The organism is Streptomyces sp. NPDC031132, from assembly GCF_055570595.1.
Window position 1 is genome coordinate 19,858 of sequence record NZ_JBVIGX010000026.1, and the last position, 14,378, is coordinate 34,235.

Consider the following 14,378-nt stretch of genomic DNA (forward strand, 5'->3'; position numbering starts at 1 on the left):
GGCCACTCGGCGAGGATCGCCGCCCACGTCAGTGACGCTTGCGGCCCTTCTTGCCCGCGCCGCGGGCGGGTGCCGGGCGGGTACTCGTACCACTCGAAGAGCCCCGACTCGACGTCGAACTCGCCGCACCCGATTGGCTGCGGCGCGCCTGCCGGTTCGGGGCCAGACGAGAAGGGTCGCCGGCCGCGGTCCAGTAGCGCTCTGCGGCGGTCTTGTCCTGCGCGATCCACACCATGGCCGTGATTGCGGCGTGCTTGAGCGTCGGCCACTTCACGCCGTCGGCGATCATCTCGTCGTGAGCGGGGCCGAGTACGTCTCGGTACAGGTCGCGCTCGGCGGCGTCGCCGAGCACCTGCTCGTCGGCGCGCCCGCCGTCCGCGGCGACCGCCGCGGCATGGATGAGTGCCTGCGTCCGCAGGCCGATCTCGGCCGACGGCGCGGGCACGGTGTAGAGGCGACCGGCGATCGGCAGCTCGATCGACTCGTCGAGCAGTTCGCCGAGTTCCTCGAACGCCACTAGCTGTCACCCCCTGTCTTGGCCGCGAACGTTCCGCCACCGGCGGCGGGGTTGGTGATCTCGGCGAGCGGGCCGGACCCGGTCAAGGTGACCTTGATCGTGTCGACCTCGTCGGGGCCCCCGCCGTCCGGCTCCCACGTCACCAGGGCGAGGCCCTGCTGCGCGTCGTCCGCGCCGTTGCGGTCGTAGTAGCGGACGCTTACGTACGACTTGGCGCCGAAGCTGCGGGATGCCTTGCGCAGCGCCTCTTGGGCACTGTTGAACTTGCCGGTCACGGGGTGGGCGCGGTGGGCGATCGTGGTCTCGATGGACCACGCGAGCATGGTTACGGCCTGCTCGCTCCAGCCCTCGGCGTCGTAGGTCGTCACCTCCTGCTGCGTCGGCTCGATCTTCGGCGTGAACTCGGTGACCCCCGGAACGAGGGTCCAATTCGGGGTGCCGGGCGTCGTACCCATGTCCAGCTCAAGGCGGTAGCGGCGGGCGAGCGCGGTTACGGTCTCGGCCGGGGGCGTCGGGGTGCTCAAAGGGGGCGCCTCCTTATTCGAGGTGGGGGTGCGCCCGGTGGGCGCGGGCGTAGTAGTTGGCGGTCCGCTCCCAGCGACCGGCCGAGTCGGCACCGATCGGGGCGGCCGAGACGCGGTAGACGAGCTGCACGGGGACGGCGCCGAAGCGGTGCGGTCCGGACGCGTGCAGCACCTCGTGCACTTGGTCGTCGAGGGCGTCGACCTCGCGGGGGTCGACCCCCGCGCGGGTGCGCGCCTGAATCCCCGTGGTCGTGTCGGTGAGCACGGGGGAGTCGGTGACCGGGTAGGCGGCGAGGCAGATCACGCGGTCGGGGACCGGGGGAAGAGCGGCGATGGTGATCGCGGTCTCGCCCGCGGCGTACACGCCGTCGGGGCGGTAGATGCCGACACCCTGCTCGTGCAGCAGGCGGGCGAGACCGTCGAGCAAGTCGACGGTGTAGGTCATCGCAGCGCGCGCCGGATCTGCGCGGCGATCAGGGCCTGCACTTCGCCGGCGGTCTCGGGCAGCACGCTCTCGACGTACTTCGCGGAGCGGCCGGGGGAGTGCCGGGCGGTCATGTCCTCGTGCACGCGGGCGGCGTACGGGGTGTCGTAGGAGACGGCGGCGGTCATGGTGGCCTCGTCGACCGAGGTCGCGCCCGAGCGTTCGAGGGTGCCCTCGGCGATCGGCACGCGCTGCCTGCTCGCGGCGAGCACATGCTCGGCGCCGAGCAGCAGTCCACGGGTGGCGGCCTGCTTGATCGCCGCGGTGGCGGCGTCGCCGGTCCAGCGCAGGCGGGCACGGCTCACTCGCACATCACCTCCGAGCAGCTCGGTACGGGCAGGCCCGGGGCGGTGTGGCGGGTGATCGAGAGCGCGGTCGCCGTCCGGCCGTCGGGCAGGGTGACCCGCGATCCGGGCGGACAGGTGAGATCGGGCGCGGCGATGATCTGCGCGCTACTGGTGACCTCGCGTCCGTCGGGTGCGCGCACCATGCGGACGGCGGGCGAGACGAGGGCAGGTACTGCGGGGACGGGGGCGCCGTAGCGCGGCCCGTATGCGCCGTCGCCGAGGTACGGCTCGATCGTGATCCGGTGGCGCAGCAGCACCTCGGGGATACGGCTCACCATCCGATCACCCGCCCCGGGGTCAGACCCGCGCGGCGCAGCGCCCGGTCGGCGCGCGGAGCGAGTTCGACGCCGGCCGCCGCGGTGCGCGAGCTGCGCCCCGACAGGCTCACGGGGCCGATGCTGACCGAGTCCCACTGTCCGCCGGCGCCGGTCCCGTCGTCGCCGCCGGCGAGCTGGAACTCGACCTGCGCGCACGTGGCAGCGCTGAGTGCGGCGCTCACCTCGGGGTCGAGGGGGTCGCCGTCCTCGTCCACGGGGTAGATCGCGGTGAGCAGCGCCGAGTCGACGTCCTCGCCGGCCCGTGCGAGGAGTCGCTCGGCGTCCGCGGGGGCCGGTTGCCCGGTCCATGCGGCGAGCTGCTCGGGGGTCGCGTAGGGCTGGCGGGCCACGATCACCCCCTCTTGCTGCGGGCAGCAGAACGGCCCGTCGACGTGGTGTCGGCCGGGCCGTCCTGCTCGCTGCTCTGCTCGGTATCCGGCGGATCGTCGCCGAGGGGCTCGACGGTGTAGCCGGCCCCCTGGCAGTAGCCGATCACTGCGGGGTCGCTCGTGGTCGAGGTGCCGTCGACGAAGGGAATTCCGCCGGGGCCGTCGCCGGTGAAGTCGGCAACGGGTGCTGTGATGCGCATGATCACGGGCATCACGCGCTCTTGATGTTGCGCAGGACCGCGGCGGCCTTGGTCGCCTTGAGGACCGGGGCGACGGGCCCCATTTCGACTTCACCGGTCTTGACGGCGCCGGATCGGTCGAACTCGGGGAGCCACGTGCTCACGAGCGGCGAGCCGCCCCCGACCGAGGCGCCGTGGAAACCGTCGAGCCCGTACCGGACGGCGTACAGGTCGCCGAGACCGGTCACGTTCCCGCCCCCGCCGGCGCCGTCCGGGTCGCGGGTCACGAGGCCGATCACGTCGGCATTGCTTCCCGCCTTGCTCTTGAGGTCGACAAGGGGAATGCCGTTGTACGCGGTGACCGGGCGGCCGAACGAGTCGGTCGTCTTGTCGAGCTGCTCGGTCCATGCCGCAATCCGCTTGAAGAGCGACAGGGTCTTGCGGTTGCCGTAGATCACATCGGGGGCGTCATCCATCGCGGCGAGCCAGTTGTCGATGTGGGTCTGCGCGGCGAGCGCCGCAGCCTTGTCGTTGATCGCGGTCCAGTCGAGGAACCCCGCGGCGACGCCGTTCGCGAGCGGCAGGTACTCGGTCGAGCTGCCGGTGAGGATCTTCGAGAGACCGTCGAACCCGTTCGTCTCGACGGCCTTGTCGCCATTGATCACGGCATCGGCGAACCGCGCACGGCTCGCCTTGATGAGCTGCTGCATGTTGAGGGTGACAGCGCCCGACGCGGCCGGCCCGATGCGGGCGATCACGCGGTCGATCTGGAAGCTACCGCCGAGCGGCACGAGGTCGACCGTGTAGCGCTGCGTCTGGACCTCGGCCGGGGTGTACTCCGAATTGAGCGCGCGGAAGTCGGCCGAGCGCTGCGTGATCAGGCGCCGGTATCCGTAGGTGAGGGTGTCGCCGCCGGTCGGCGATACGACGTTGTCGAAGGTGAGGCGGTCGAGGATGTCGGACGACTTCCGGAACTCGTCGATCACCTGCACGTCGACGTCGTCCTGCGCGTTGTTCCGCGCCTCGGCAAGGGAGGTAGGCAAAGCGTTTCTCCTGGGGGGTTAGGCGCCGCTCATGCGGGCGGCGACGGCGTCGTGCAGCGTGGCGGCGCGGCGCTCGCCGGCCGGGGCGCCGTGGAACTCGGCGCCGCCGCGGGGCGGTCCTGCGGGCGCTGCGCGGTAGAGGTCGGGGTCGGCCGTGACTGCTGCGGTGATCGCGGCGGCGAGCTTGGTGTCGAACTCGGCCGCGGTCGGGTCGAGATCGGCGACCGAGGCGAGGAAGGCACGGGAGTTGAGCAGGCGGTCGCCGCGGGCGCCCTGGTCGGCCGCGGCGCGGGCGACTGCGAGTTCGACGCGGGCCGAGCGCAGTTCGCCGGCGTGCTCGGCGAGCAGCCGGTCGCGCTCGGCGACCGCCGCAGCGAGCTTGGCCGGGTCCTGCTCGGCCTCGCCCCCGTTCGGGTTGAGCGCCCGGGTCACGGCGTCGAGGGCGGCGCGCAGCTCGTCACGCTCGGCCGCAGCCTGCTCGGCGCGGTTCGTTGCCTCGGCGAGCTGCTGATCGCTGGCTGGATTCGCGGCGGGCGCGGCGGCGGGGTCGGCGTTCGGGGCGGTGGACGGGTCCGCGGCGGGCGCGGTGCCCGGGTCGCCGCCCTCGCCCGAGCCGCCCTTGATGGGCCAGATCGGGCGACCGTCGCGGCGGAAGCCGAGGGCATGCTCGCCCGTGCGGGGGTGGGTGGGCAGGGTGCCGGCGAGGGTGTTCTCGGGCATGGTGGGTCGGCCCTCCGGGGCTCGTGCGGGCATGAAAAAGGGCCGCCAGATCGGCGGCCCTATATAGGGGTGAGCGACTACGGGGCGGGCGGTGCGAGCTGCTGCTCGGCGGCGACGTAGCCGCGCACCCATGCGGCGCGCAGCAGCGGCTCGTCGCCGCGGTGCGGGCAGTCGGTTGCCGGGCGGCCAGCGACCGCGGCGGCGGCTCCCGCCTCGCGGGCGCGCACGGCGTCCTCGCGGAACCCCACGATCACCCCCTAGAACTTGTTGCGTTGGTCCTCGCGTGCGGCGCGTGCGGTGTCTCCTGCGGCGGTCCGGGCGCCGGTCACCTGCTCGGTGAACTCGGTGAGCGTGACGCGGGGCGAGACCTCTTCCCAGAAGCGGATCAGGTCCTCACTCGCTCTCGCGTAGGCGACGTGGGCGGGGCCGCTGAACAGGGAGAAGGGATCGACGCCGGCGGCGCGTGCCTTGCGGTTCAGCATGAATCCGCGGGTGTAGTCCTCGGCGGCGAGCACTTGCAGATAGACGTGCTCCCGGTACATCTCGCGGATTTCCTCGCGGCTGTACGCCTCGCGCGCCGCCCGCGCTTCGAGTTCCCGCTCGTACGCCCACCGTTCGACGGCGGACATGTGCTCGGTCCCGTCGGGACCTCGTTCGAGGTCGCGGCCGTAGGCGCCCCACTCGTCGGGGTCGGCCGGCGGCGGGTCGTCGAGGCGTACGGGCTGCATCGCCTCGTCGAGGGCGGCCCGGGTGGCGAGGGTGTCGGCGACCCGTGCGCCCGCAGGGGCGGGCGGCCGCGCGGCCGGGTACCGGCGGTCAATCTCGGCGGCGATCCGGGCGGCGTCCTCGGGGGAGGCGTAGCGCACCCCCCACACGAGCAGGTCATCACTGAACGGGGACAGATCGGCGGCGAGGTTACCCGTCGGTAGCAAAATCTCGAGCGCGGCTCGGCGGTGAATTTCGGCGCCGATCGCCGCCCGATCCTCGGGAACGTTGCGCGCTCGGGTGGCGAGGTCGCGCTCGGACATGCCGACGAGGTCGCGGCGGATACCCGGCATGGCGGCGTCGATGTCGCGCCGGTCCATCTCGCCCATGATCCGCAGCATGTCGTCGTCGCCGAGGTGGATAGAGACGCGGGCGAGCTCGTCGTCGCTGAACTCTGCGAGGTTGTCGACGAGTCGGCCCTGCGGCCGGATGCGGTCGAGCAGCACCTGCTCGTCGCGCCGGCCCGCCTCGCCGCGGATGCGATCGAGGTCGCGCTGATCGAGCACACCGGGCCGGATCGCCGCGCCGAGCTGCTCGTCGGTCATCTCCGGCAGGGTGCGCTCGTCGCCGGAGCGGACGCGCGCGGCCTCGAACGCGTCCTGCGGTGGGCGCGGCGCGGTGCTCGGCAGGTTGCCGGCGCCGGGCTGCTCGCGCTCGCGGCGCCGGATGAGTTCGGGGTGCTCGGCAAGGTGGGCGCGCTGCTTGGCCTGCCACTGCCTCACTTTGGCCTCGGCCGCCCGACGCGCCTCGGGGCTCGTCGCCGCGGCCGAACGGTTCTTGTACTTCCTGATCCCGCGCTCGATCGCCCGCTGCTTCTGTGTCGCCTCGTATCCGTCGGGGTCCTCGGACGCATCGACCGCGGCCCGGGTCACCCCGGGCAGGTAGGCGGCGACCGAGTGCCTGCAATTCGGGTGCTGGAAACCGCGCTGCCGCGCCTCGTCGAGGCTGCCCACGATGTCCACGCGGACGGTGCGGCCGTCCTCGACGGCGTGCTCGACCTCGACCGTGCGGGCGCCGCCCGGTCCGTCAAGGCTCAGCACCTTGCCCTCGAACGGCTTGCAGAGCGGGCACTCGTGCGGGGCGTTGCTGACGATCACGAGGTCGAGGCCAGCGGCGCGCAGCTTGTCGCCGTGCGCCTCGACCGCGGCCCTACCGACCGCCGTCCGTACGGCCATCTCGGCATAGCTCGTCATCTGCCAGGCGCGCCCGCCGCGGTCGACGAACGTCCGCAGCCCCCGATCGCTGAATCGCTCCATTGCGGATTGGGTGGCCTGCCTGCGGGTGTCGATGCCGAGCAGGGGAGTTGCGGACACCTCGGCGATCACCTGCCGGTATCCGTCCTCGACGCCGCGGAGAATCCCGCGGTGCGTGGCCGTGACGAGATCGAGGGTCTCGGCGGCGAGGCGGTCGACCGCCCGCGTGTTGGGCGTGGTGTCGGCGATCCGACGCAGGTCGTTGTCGTGCAGCGCGCCGAGTTCGGCGAGCCCGGATCGGGCGCCGACGTTGTACGCCTCGGCGACCGCGTCGAACACCTCCAACCGGGTGGCCTCGGCGAGGGCGTCGAGGACTCCCTGCGCACCGCGGCGCAGCGCCTGCACGTCCCTGAGTTTGTTGGTCGCCCACCCCGGGGCCTCGAACCCGTCGGCCAACTGGCGGGCCACGATGCCGAGCAGCCGCTGCTCGGCGTCCGCGTAGAGGTCGCGGACGCCGGCCGAGAGATCCTCGACCATTCCGGGGTGGATGGGCATCGCACCCCCTCACACGGTCAGACGAGGGCGCCGGCCTGCATGGGGTCGGGCACGGCCTGCCCGGTCTCGACGAGGATGCGGCCGACCTCGGCCTGCACCGCAGCCTCGTCCCACTCGGGGTGGATCATCCTCACTTTGGTGTCGACACTCACGGCCTGCGCCTGCTGGAACAGTGAGAGCGTCTGAGCGAGGGCGGCCGGGTCCTCGCGGACCGTGCTCCCGAAGTCGATCCGGGGACGCGCGGGCACGATGGCGCGGCCGAACATGAGGCGGTCGAGCAGCAGCATGACGTGCAGCATTTCGCCGAGCGGCGGGGAGTAATAGCGGACCTTCTTGCCCCTGGTCGTCATGCTCCGGCGCTGCTGCGCCTTGACCTCGGTCGCCGTGATCGCGGCGCCCTGGTCGTCGATGCCGAAGGTCTGCGCGCTGTATCCGGCGGACCGTACGGCCTGCCGGGTGGCTGCCTCGGACGTCCGCTCGTGCTCGTCGACCCTGATCGCGAACTGCGAAAGGGTGATCCCGCCGCCCTGCTCGGTGGGCGGGATGTTCAAGAGCTGCCAGATTTCCCGGTCGTCGTCGAACGAGGCGCCGCGGCCGGGGCCGTGGTCGCGCAGGTAGGCGTCGGGGATGATCAGGCGGGCGCGGGCGAGACGGATGTCGCGAATCCAACTCGTCCATGTCGTATCGAGGGCGTCGAGCACGTCGTACAGCGGGGCGGCATAGTCGGAGCGGCCGAAGTCCGAGCCGCGGTGCTTCCTGTTCGGGCCGATGTTGCGGACGTAGGCGGCGGTCAACCGGTCGATGCCGGTCTCGATCGACTCGCCGTCGGGGCCGAGGGCCTCGGCGAGTGAGGCGACCGCGGGGTGCTCGGTCAGCGGAACACGCCGGCCGAGGTTGTCGGTCGTGCCCTGGTAGAGGGCGTGCAGGATGCGACCGCGTTCGTGCCGTTCGAGGTGGCGGAGCACGGTCGCGCCGTCCGAGGCAAGCTCGTGCCAGAAGGTCACTGCCCGCAGGATGCCGAACGAGAACTCGGGTACCGCACTGTCGGGGTGCACGGTGGTGAGCAGCGGCCGGTCGACGAGCGAGTGATCCCACGTGATCCGCAGGTACACACCGCCAAGGGCGGCGGCGACCTCGGCGGATTCGAGCAACGTGTTCGCGATGCCGTCGGCGTCGGTCAGCTCGTCGAGCCGATCCTGAGTCGGGCGGTCCGGCACGGTGAACGTGGGCGGCTCACTGAACAGCAGGTCGGCGCTCGCGGTGGCGATGTCGCCGGCGAGGGGGATGTGCAGGCGGGCGTCGCGCTTGCCGGGCGTCGGGGTACGGCGGCGCCCCCACAGTCGCGAGGTGCCGTCCTTGCGCGTCGGGCTGTTGCCGTAGACGGCGGTCAGCTTCGCGGGGTCGCCCGAGTACCAAGCGTCATCGATGCGGATCTCGGCGAGGGTGGCGGCGAGGTGCTGCGGGGGCCACGGAACGTTGGCGTCAGGCAGCGGCACAGTCCACCCCCGTCCTGCTCCGAGCGCGCGTGCGGGCGCGGGTGCGCGCGGCCGTGCGGCAGGTGCGGCACTTGCGGGTGCCGTTGCCTGCTCGGTAGGTGTTGGCCTCGTCGAACGGGTGGCCATGGATGCACGCGGTCTGTCGGGCGCGGGCGGCGACATGCGACTCGCCTCGCAGTACGTTGACTCGCTGCGTGACCGGTTCGAGGTGGGCGGGGTTGACGCACCCGCGGTTGCGGCACAGGTGGTCGATCACGAGACCCTCGGGTATCGGCTCGACGAGGGCCTCGTACGAGGCGCGGTGCGCGTACTGGCGCTCGCCGCCGATGGTGATGCGGGCGTATCCGTTGGGCATGAGGTAGCCGGTCCACTGCCAGCAGCCGGCCGGGGTGTCGATGACGCGGGCGAGGAATCGGTCGGTGAAGTCGGCGCGCACGGGCGGCCCCCCTTGGGCATGGCAAAGCCCCCGCGCCAACTCGGCGGCGGGGGCCGGGTCGGATTGGGTTATGCGGCTTGGGCCAGCAGGGGGCGCCACTCGTGCGCCGTCGAATGGATCACGTAGCGCAGTGCGTCGACGCTGTGATCGTCCTTCTTCACCGGCTTGTCTTCACCGCGGGCGGCGGCCTCTTCGGACCACACGTAGTTGGGCAGTTCGCCGAGCAGCCCCTCGCACGAGCGATGGATGCGCAGCACGTCGGACGCGAGGGCGACCGACACGGACCTGATCCCGTCGATCACGTCGTTCACTGCGCGGGTGACCCCGGGGTGTCCGTCGGCCCAAAGCTGTGTGGAGTACGAGGCGGCGCTCGGGTCGATGAACGTCCATTCCGGCTGCACGTCCAGTCGGGCGAGCCAGTCGCGGACGGCGCGGCTGTATGCGGCGTCGGTCATCTGGCGGTGCGCGAGGCGGGAGTCGTGGCGCCATTCGCTCACCACGTACAGCCGGTCGTCGTCGCCGAGGCCGAGCAAGATCGCCGAGAAAGGGTTCGCGGTGCCGTAGTCGATGCCGACCCAATGGCGGCGCATCGGGGGCAGCTCGTCGACGACGTGCTGCTGCTCGTCGTAGGCGTCGAAGATCGCGCCCTCGGCGACGACCCACTCGCCGAGGATCATGCGCCGGCGCCAAAGGCCGGTGAACTCGGCGGCGAGCGCAGCGACGTACGCCTCGCTCAACGAGGGGTTGTCGGCGAGGCGGAAGTGAAAGGCGGCGAGGTCGAGGTCGCCGGCGCGGTCGAGGTAGTCGGTCCGCAGCCAATGCCGGGGACTGTCCGGGTTGGTGGTCCCGATCAGCTTTGCCCCGGGGACCGACAGGCGGGCGAGGAGCTGCCGGAAGAACGCGGCCGGCAGCAGCGTGACCTCGTCGCAGTAAGCGAGCGAGGCGGTCATGCCGCGCAGACGTCCCTCGGCCCGAGCGTCGGATGCGCCGACGAGGTGCACAACGCGTCCGAGGATGACGGCGGTTGTGGCGCCGCGGGTGTGGTGGACCTCGGCGGCGACGTCGCCGAACAGTTCCGCGTCGGCGAGGACGTCGAGACAGTTCCGCTCGATCGTCTGGAGCGAGCGCCCGCAGATGACGATCAGCCCGGACGCGGGGGCGCGCCGGATCATGAGCAGGAAGCAGACGAGCGAGGCAATCGTCTTCCCCGAGCGCACACTGCCGTGCCACAGGTTGATACGGGCGGTGGCGCCCCGGATCGACTCGATCTGTTTCGGGGAGAGCGGGGCGAGGGCGGTCACTAACCCCCCTCGTGGTCACCTCCGGCCGGGGGCCCGAGCAGGGCGTCGGCGAGGCGGTCGAGCATCGAGCCGCCGCTGCTTCCGCTGCTGCTGTGGCGGGCGAGTTCAGCGACGCGGGCGTGCACTTCGGTGAGGGCGCGGGCGGCGGTGGCATGGTCGCGGGCGTCGCGTGCGGTCTCGGCGGCGTTGGTGCGGGCGACCTGGCCGAGGGCGCCGTCGAGGGCCTCGTCGGCGAGCTGCTCGCGGCGTGCGCCGGCATCTGCTCGTCGGGCCTCGGTCGCCGCGGCGACGCGGGCGCCCCCTGCGAAGGTGAGCCCCTCGGCCTTGGCGATCTTGCTTACGGTCGCGGCGCTGCGCCCGGTGAGTCGGGCAATCTCGTTGCGGCTCTTGCCCTCGGAATGGAGGCGGCGCACTTGCTCGCGGTCGCGTTCGCGGATGGGCTCGGCCACGGGGTCACCTCCCGTCGGACATGCGTCCGCCCCGCCGCAGGGGGGGGCGCGGCGGGGCGGACGGGTTCGGGGGGTTTCCGGGCACGCCGGAGACGCCTCGAACAATAGGTCACGAACTGATAACGGCGCAAGTCCGTTCGGCGTCTACTCCTCCCGACTCCATCTCGGCGGCGAACCGAGCGAGCAGCACGCCCATGTCGGACCGCTCCCACACCCGGTGTCCGTCGAGGTCGAGGGGGGCCGGCGCCGAGCAGGACGGACCGCCCGAGCAGGTGATGCGCTGCACGTCCCCCGACGCCGAGTACGAGGTGAGAGGGGACGCGCACCACGGGCACGGGTACCGGCTGCTCGCCGACCGCTCGTCGTGGCGCAGGGTGCGCAGTACGCGGTCGGCGCACTGGCGGGCGACGCGGTGCGCCTCGTGCAGCGCCCACTCGGGCAGGGGGGCGAACAGCGGCTCGCCGAGCCCCTCGTCGTACTGGTCGTCGTAGGCGGTGAACTGGCCGAGCACGCGGCCCTCAACGAACACGCTCGCCCAGTGGGCGCCCTGCGCCCGTGATCCGGGCCCGTGCTGCGTGCTGTAGTTCCAGCGGTGCAGCTCGTCGAGGGGGGTGTGCTGCTGCGTCACAGCGGCGCAGGTGTCGGCGAGGTCGAAGAGCGCCCCCTCGACGGCGACCGCGGCATCGTGGGCGTCAAGGTTCAGCGGCGCGGGGTGCGCGCGCAGAGTGTAGGGGGGCCGGTCCTCGACGAGCAGCGGTGCCTCGGCGACCTTGTCGAGGAACGCGGTCGTCTCCCTCGGGGGCCAGTCGGCCGAGGTGGGCGGCGCCTCGATAGCGGCGCGCAGGTCGCCCCACTTCTCGCGCACGAGGCGCAGGGCGGCGACGGTCTGATCTGTGGCACGGGTCTGGTTCATCGGTCCCCCTTGGTGAGCTGCTCGCGCAGGGCCTCGGCCTCGGCGAGGGCGCCGTCGCGGTCTGCCTCGGTCTCGACGAGGGCCTGCTCGGCGGCCTCGATCCGCTTGTGCAGACGCATGGCCGCGGCCTGCTGTCCGCCGGCGCTGCGGCGGTGGGTGTCGCTCTCGGCGACCTCGGCCTCGACGTCGGCGCGCAGGGCGGCGCAGTCCTCGGGGGTGAGCACGCCGCGGTCGGCGCGGGCGAGGAGCAGCAGGAACCGCTCGCGACGGGCCTCGCGGGTGAGGTCGCGGACGAGGACTCGGCCGCGGCGGGAGTCGGTACGGGTACGGGCGTGCAGCGTCATGCGGGCGTGTCTCCGTTCGAGGCTCGGCGGTCGGCCGGCGAGCAGGCGGTGCAGTGGGGCGGGCAAGGGCGAGGGACGAGGGCTCGGGCCTCGCGGTCGAGGCGGCCGTCGAGCCGCACGGCGCCGGCGAGGACGGCGACGAGGACGAGGGCGGGCACGGCGACGAGGGCGAGCAGGACGTCGGTCATGCGGTTTCGTCTCCGTCCGCACGGGCACGGCGGAACCAACGGGAGAGGGAGCGCCGAGCGCGCGGCTTCCGCGCGCGAGGCGCGACCGGTCGCGCGTGGTTGCTGTTGATCTCCCATCCGTCGATGGCGAGGCGGTCGAGCAGGGATGCGGCGGTGAGCGTGGCGAGGTGGGGGTGCACGTCGAGCGTGTCGGTCAGGTGGGCGGCGATCGAGGCGCGGGCGGCGGGCGGGGTCATCGGTGCTGTCCTCCTGATGTGTGGCGGGCTCGGATTGCTCGGGGCGAGGGCGGGGTGCACATGAGGCGCACGAGGCGGTCGTGCTCGTCCTCGGCGTGGTCGGCGAGGATGCGGTCGCAGAACGCTGCGGTCAGTTCGGCGAGGTGGGCCTCGGCGCGGGCGCGGCGGGCGGCGTCCTGCTCGACGAGGCGTCGAAGGTGATCACTCACGCGGCAATCTCCTGTGCGGCTCGGATGCGGGCGGGGTGCGGCTCGGGCGCGGTGCAGTGCTGGCCGGGGGCGGCGCCACAGTCGGGGCAGGTGGTGACCTCGACGGCGTGGACGTCGCGGCGGCGGCCGTGGACGGTGCCTCGCAGCTCGACCCCTGCGCCCCGCTTGCAGAGTCGGCGGCGGCCGGCGCGGCAGGTTTCTACCGGGCACGGCACGGCGAGCGCGGGCAGTGCGGCCCGTTGGTTGGGCAGGGGCGCGCGCAGGGCGGACCGCTGCTCGGGAGTGATGTACGGGCGCGGTTCCTCGTCGACGGGGCGGCCGACTCCCGCGGCCAGTGCGAGGACGGCGGCCGGCGGGGCGGCGTCGAGTGCCTGCGTGATCGAGCGCGGGGGCAGGTGTCCGTCGGCCGCGGCGGCGAGCTGCTCGCGGCGGCGTGCGGTGAACTGCGCTCCGGTCTCGGTCGGGTTGCCGTCGTAGACCGGGTGGGCGGCGACGAGGCGGGCCTCGCGGATACGGGCGCGAATCCTGCGCACGTCCGCGGGGGTGGCTCGCTTCTCGGTCACGCCATAGTGGTCGGCGACTGCCTGTCGGGTGTCGTCGTCGAGGGGGAAGTCGCGCAGGGCGTAGGCCCATGCTCGGGCGTCCGCCTCACCGATGGTGCGCAGGTCGAACGCGGCGCACAGGGCGAGGACTTCGGCGGCGTCTGCGGGTGTCACTGGGCGTTCTCCTGTTCGCGGAGTTGGGCGGCGAGGTCGAGGCCGGCGCGCACCCGCTGATCGGTGGTCGAGGGGCGGGCGGCGCCCGGGTTGAGCGGAACGACGTTCGGGCCGGCCCCGGGTGCGCGCGGGGGCGGCGTCGGTAGGGAGCGCCACCCCGAGACGAAGTAGCGGGCGGAGCGGGGGCGGGTGCGTGCGGCCTGCCAGGCACCGCCGGCGTGGTCGACGAGGACCTGTACGCCGCACCGCTCGATCAGGGCGTGCAGCAGCAGCCACTCGGCGGATGACAGTTCCCAGGAGACGACCATTCCGGCGGCGCTCATGGCGTCGACGAGGGGCCGTACGGGCTCGGCGATCCGCGGTCCGTCGGGGCTAGCTTGTTCACCTCTACTTCCGAAGGAAGTAGAGGGGTAAGGCTTGGTGCTGGCTTGGGGGGCTGTGACGCTATCGACGGCGTCACGGTGTGACAGACCCTCTTGACCTGCGGATTCCTCCTGAAACGGGGGTACGTTTCGGTTCTGATTCGGCGCCGATCCGCGCTCATTTCGCGCACGATCCGCGGCCGATTCGCCGCCGATTCGAGCCTCGTTTCGCGTGCGGCTCTTCGCCTTGCGCTCCGCGGCGGCGGACCGGTTGGCCTCGACCTGCGCCCTCGTCGAGTTCCGCCCGCCCTCGAAAAAGTCGTGCACCATGAAGTCGCCGACGGGGGGCTGCGGGCAACGCGGGCAAGAATGACCGTGCTCGTGCCACAGACCGACCGCGACGAGCTTCCGGGCCTGCGGGGCGGTCCCGTACTGGCGAGCGACCACGGCGGGCACGGTGCCCTCGGTGAGGTGCTGCGCGGAGTAGGCGCCCGCCCGCACCCACAGACCGAGGGCGGCGTTACCCGCCTTGACGATCTTCGGGTGCATGTGCGAGCTGTCGTCGATCTTGAACCACGCCACGGTGGGTGACTCCTTCCTGATCTGCGGGGGGTGGGGTGCCTGGCTCGGGCCGGCCGGCGAGGGCGGCCGGGGTGTGCAGCGGGCAGCGGTAACCGGGCAGGTAGCGGCGGGCG

General features: G+C 72.5%; 22 protein-coding genes. All 22 read right to left on the bottom strand.

The window, feature by feature from the left end:
* Nucleotides 1-28: 28 nt before the first annotated feature.
* The 22 genes from ACZ49B_RS28995 to ACZ49B_RS29100 all read right to left on the bottom strand — a co-directional run bounded on the left by ACZ49B_RS28995 (nucleotide 29) and on the right by ACZ49B_RS29100 (nucleotide 14,265).
* Nucleotides 29-517 (bottom strand): DUF7426 family protein, encoded by a 489-nt coding sequence (locus ACZ49B_RS28995; protein WP_468311493.1) that lies wholly within the window; start codon nucleotides 515-517, stop codon nucleotides 29-31.
* The gene (locus ACZ49B_RS29000) at nucleotides 517-1,041 is read right to left on the bottom strand and encodes a phage tail tube protein (RefSeq protein ID WP_468311495.1); all 525 of its coding nucleotides are present in this window, start codon (nucleotides 1,039-1,041) and stop codon (nucleotides 517-519) included. The genes ACZ49B_RS28995 and ACZ49B_RS29000 overlap by 1 nt, the downstream gene beginning before the upstream one ends.
* Nucleotides 1,042-1,054: 13 nt before the next feature.
* Complete coding sequence (locus ACZ49B_RS29005; RefSeq protein ID WP_468311497.1) at nucleotides 1,055-1,486, bottom strand: minor capsid protein; 432 nt, start codon at nucleotides 1,484-1,486, stop codon at nucleotides 1,055-1,057.
* Nucleotides 1,483-1,830, bottom strand: a complete 348-nt coding sequence (locus tag ACZ49B_RS29010) for a hypothetical protein (RefSeq protein WP_468311499.1) — start codon at nucleotides 1,828-1,830, stop codon at nucleotides 1,483-1,485. Before ACZ49B_RS29010 ends, ACZ49B_RS29005 begins: the two co-directional genes overlap by 4 nt.
* Nucleotides 1,827-2,150, bottom strand: coding sequence for a hypothetical protein (locus ACZ49B_RS29015; protein ID WP_468311501.1), 324 nt, complete (start codon nucleotides 2,148-2,150; stop codon nucleotides 1,827-1,829). Before ACZ49B_RS29015 ends, ACZ49B_RS29010 begins: the two co-directional genes overlap by 4 nt.
* Complete coding sequence (locus ACZ49B_RS29020) at nucleotides 2,144-2,539, bottom strand: hypothetical protein (RefSeq protein ID WP_468311503.1); 396 nt, start codon at nucleotides 2,537-2,539, stop codon at nucleotides 2,144-2,146. Before ACZ49B_RS29020 ends, ACZ49B_RS29015 begins: the two co-directional genes overlap by 7 nt.
* Nucleotides 2,540-2,541: 2 nt before the next feature.
* Nucleotides 2,542-2,778, bottom strand: coding sequence for a hypothetical protein (locus tag ACZ49B_RS29025; protein WP_468311505.1), 237 nt, complete (start codon nucleotides 2,776-2,778; stop codon nucleotides 2,542-2,544).
* An 11-nt stretch (nucleotides 2,779-2,789) separates the two neighbouring features.
* Complete coding sequence (locus ACZ49B_RS29030; RefSeq protein ID WP_468311507.1) at nucleotides 2,790-3,800, bottom strand: major capsid protein; 1,011 nt, start codon at nucleotides 3,798-3,800, stop codon at nucleotides 2,790-2,792.
* An 18-nt stretch (nucleotides 3,801-3,818) separates the two neighbouring features.
* The gene (locus tag ACZ49B_RS29035) at nucleotides 3,819-4,520 is read right to left on the bottom strand and encodes a hypothetical protein (RefSeq protein WP_468311509.1); all 702 of its coding nucleotides are present in this window, start codon (nucleotides 4,518-4,520) and stop codon (nucleotides 3,819-3,821) included.
* Nucleotides 4,521-4,597: 77 nt separating this feature from the next.
* Nucleotides 4,598-4,768 (bottom strand): Rmf/CrpP fold protein, encoded by a 171-nt coding sequence (locus ACZ49B_RS29040; protein WP_468311511.1) that lies wholly within the window; start codon nucleotides 4,766-4,768, stop codon nucleotides 4,598-4,600.
* A gap of 9 nt (nucleotides 4,769-4,777) precedes the next feature.
* A complete protein-coding gene (locus ACZ49B_RS29045) occupies nucleotides 4,778-7,033 on the bottom strand; it encodes a phage minor capsid protein (RefSeq protein ID WP_468311513.1) in 2,256 nt (751 codons plus the stop codon).
* A 17-nt stretch (nucleotides 7,034-7,050) separates the two neighbouring features.
* Complete coding sequence (locus tag ACZ49B_RS29050; protein ID WP_468311515.1) at nucleotides 7,051-8,529, bottom strand: phage portal protein; 1,479 nt, start codon at nucleotides 8,527-8,529, stop codon at nucleotides 7,051-7,053.
* A complete protein-coding gene (locus tag ACZ49B_RS29055) occupies nucleotides 8,516-8,965 on the bottom strand; it encodes an HNH endonuclease signature motif containing protein (RefSeq protein ID WP_468311517.1) in 450 nt (149 codons plus the stop codon). Before ACZ49B_RS29055 ends, ACZ49B_RS29050 begins: the two co-directional genes overlap by 14 nt.
* Before the next feature lie 68 nt (nucleotides 8,966-9,033).
* Nucleotides 9,034-10,266, bottom strand: a complete 1,233-nt coding sequence (locus ACZ49B_RS29060) for a PBSX family phage terminase large subunit (protein ID WP_468311519.1) — start codon at nucleotides 10,264-10,266, stop codon at nucleotides 9,034-9,036.
* A complete protein-coding gene (locus ACZ49B_RS29065) occupies nucleotides 10,266-10,715 on the bottom strand; it encodes a helix-turn-helix domain-containing protein (protein ID WP_468311521.1) in 450 nt (149 codons plus the stop codon). The genes ACZ49B_RS29060 and ACZ49B_RS29065 overlap by 1 nt, the downstream gene beginning before the upstream one ends.
* Before the next feature lie 109 nt (nucleotides 10,716-10,824).
* On the bottom strand, nucleotides 10,825-11,628 hold the full coding sequence (locus ACZ49B_RS29070; RefSeq protein WP_468311523.1) for a hypothetical protein: 804 nt from the start codon (nucleotides 11,626-11,628) through the stop codon (nucleotides 10,825-10,827).
* On the bottom strand, nucleotides 11,625-11,972 hold the full coding sequence (locus ACZ49B_RS29075; protein WP_468311525.1) for a hypothetical protein: 348 nt from the start codon (nucleotides 11,970-11,972) through the stop codon (nucleotides 11,625-11,627). Before ACZ49B_RS29075 ends, ACZ49B_RS29070 begins: the two co-directional genes overlap by 4 nt.
* On the bottom strand, nucleotides 11,969-12,160 hold the full coding sequence (locus ACZ49B_RS29080) for a hypothetical protein (protein WP_468311526.1): 192 nt from the start codon (nucleotides 12,158-12,160) through the stop codon (nucleotides 11,969-11,971). Before ACZ49B_RS29080 ends, ACZ49B_RS29075 begins: the two co-directional genes overlap by 4 nt.
* The gene (locus ACZ49B_RS29085) at nucleotides 12,157-12,396 is read right to left on the bottom strand and encodes a hypothetical protein (RefSeq protein ID WP_468311528.1); all 240 of its coding nucleotides are present in this window, start codon (nucleotides 12,394-12,396) and stop codon (nucleotides 12,157-12,159) included. The genes ACZ49B_RS29080 and ACZ49B_RS29085 overlap by 4 nt, the downstream gene beginning before the upstream one ends.
* Nucleotides 12,393-12,605 (bottom strand): hypothetical protein, encoded by a 213-nt coding sequence (locus ACZ49B_RS29090; RefSeq protein ID WP_400006177.1) that lies wholly within the window; start codon nucleotides 12,603-12,605, stop codon nucleotides 12,393-12,395. The genes ACZ49B_RS29085 and ACZ49B_RS29090 overlap by 4 nt, the downstream gene beginning before the upstream one ends.
* Complete coding sequence (locus ACZ49B_RS29095; RefSeq protein ID WP_468311530.1) at nucleotides 12,602-13,321, bottom strand: zinc finger domain-containing protein; 720 nt, start codon at nucleotides 13,319-13,321, stop codon at nucleotides 12,602-12,604. The genes ACZ49B_RS29090 and ACZ49B_RS29095 overlap by 4 nt, the downstream gene beginning before the upstream one ends.
* Complete coding sequence (locus ACZ49B_RS29100; RefSeq protein ID WP_468311531.1) at nucleotides 13,318-14,265, bottom strand: mucin-2; 948 nt, start codon at nucleotides 14,263-14,265, stop codon at nucleotides 13,318-13,320. Before ACZ49B_RS29100 ends, ACZ49B_RS29095 begins: the two co-directional genes overlap by 4 nt.
* Between the last annotated feature and the right edge of the window lie 113 nt (nucleotides 14,266-14,378).

Excerpts from the sequence above, each read along its gene's own strand:
- ACZ49B_RS29005 (WP_468311497.1), bottom strand. The coding sequence starts at position 1,486 with ATGACCTACACCGTCGACTTGCTCGACGGTCTCGCCCGCCTGCTGCAC.
- ACZ49B_RS29015 (WP_468311501.1), bottom strand. The coding sequence starts at position 2,150 with ATGGTGAGCCGTATCCCCGAGGTGCTGCTGCGCCACCGGATCACGATC.
- ACZ49B_RS29025 (WP_468311505.1), bottom strand. The coding sequence starts at position 2,778 with ATGCGCATCACAGCACCCGTTGCCGACTTCACCGGCGACGGCCCCGGC.
- ACZ49B_RS29035 (WP_468311509.1), bottom strand. The coding sequence starts at position 4,520 with ATGCCCGAGAACACCCTCGCCGGCACCCTGCCCACCCACCCCCGCACG.
- ACZ49B_RS29045 (WP_468311513.1), bottom strand. The coding sequence starts at position 7,033 with ATGCCCATCCACCCCGGAATGGTCGAGGATCTCTCGGCCGGCGTCCGC.
- ACZ49B_RS29070 (WP_468311523.1), bottom strand. The coding sequence starts at position 11,628 with ATGAACCAGACCCGTGCCACAGATCAGACCGTCGCCGCCCTGCGCCTC.
- ACZ49B_RS29075 (WP_468311525.1), bottom strand. The coding sequence starts at position 11,972 with ATGACGCTGCACGCCCGTACCCGTACCGACTCCCGCCGCGGCCGAGTC.
- ACZ49B_RS29080 (WP_468311526.1), bottom strand. The coding sequence starts at position 12,160 with ATGACCGACGTCCTGCTCGCCCTCGTCGCCGTGCCCGCCCTCGTCCTC.
- ACZ49B_RS29085 (WP_468311528.1), bottom strand. The coding sequence starts at position 12,396 with ATGACCCCGCCCGCCGCCCGCGCCTCGATCGCCGCCCACCTGACCGAC.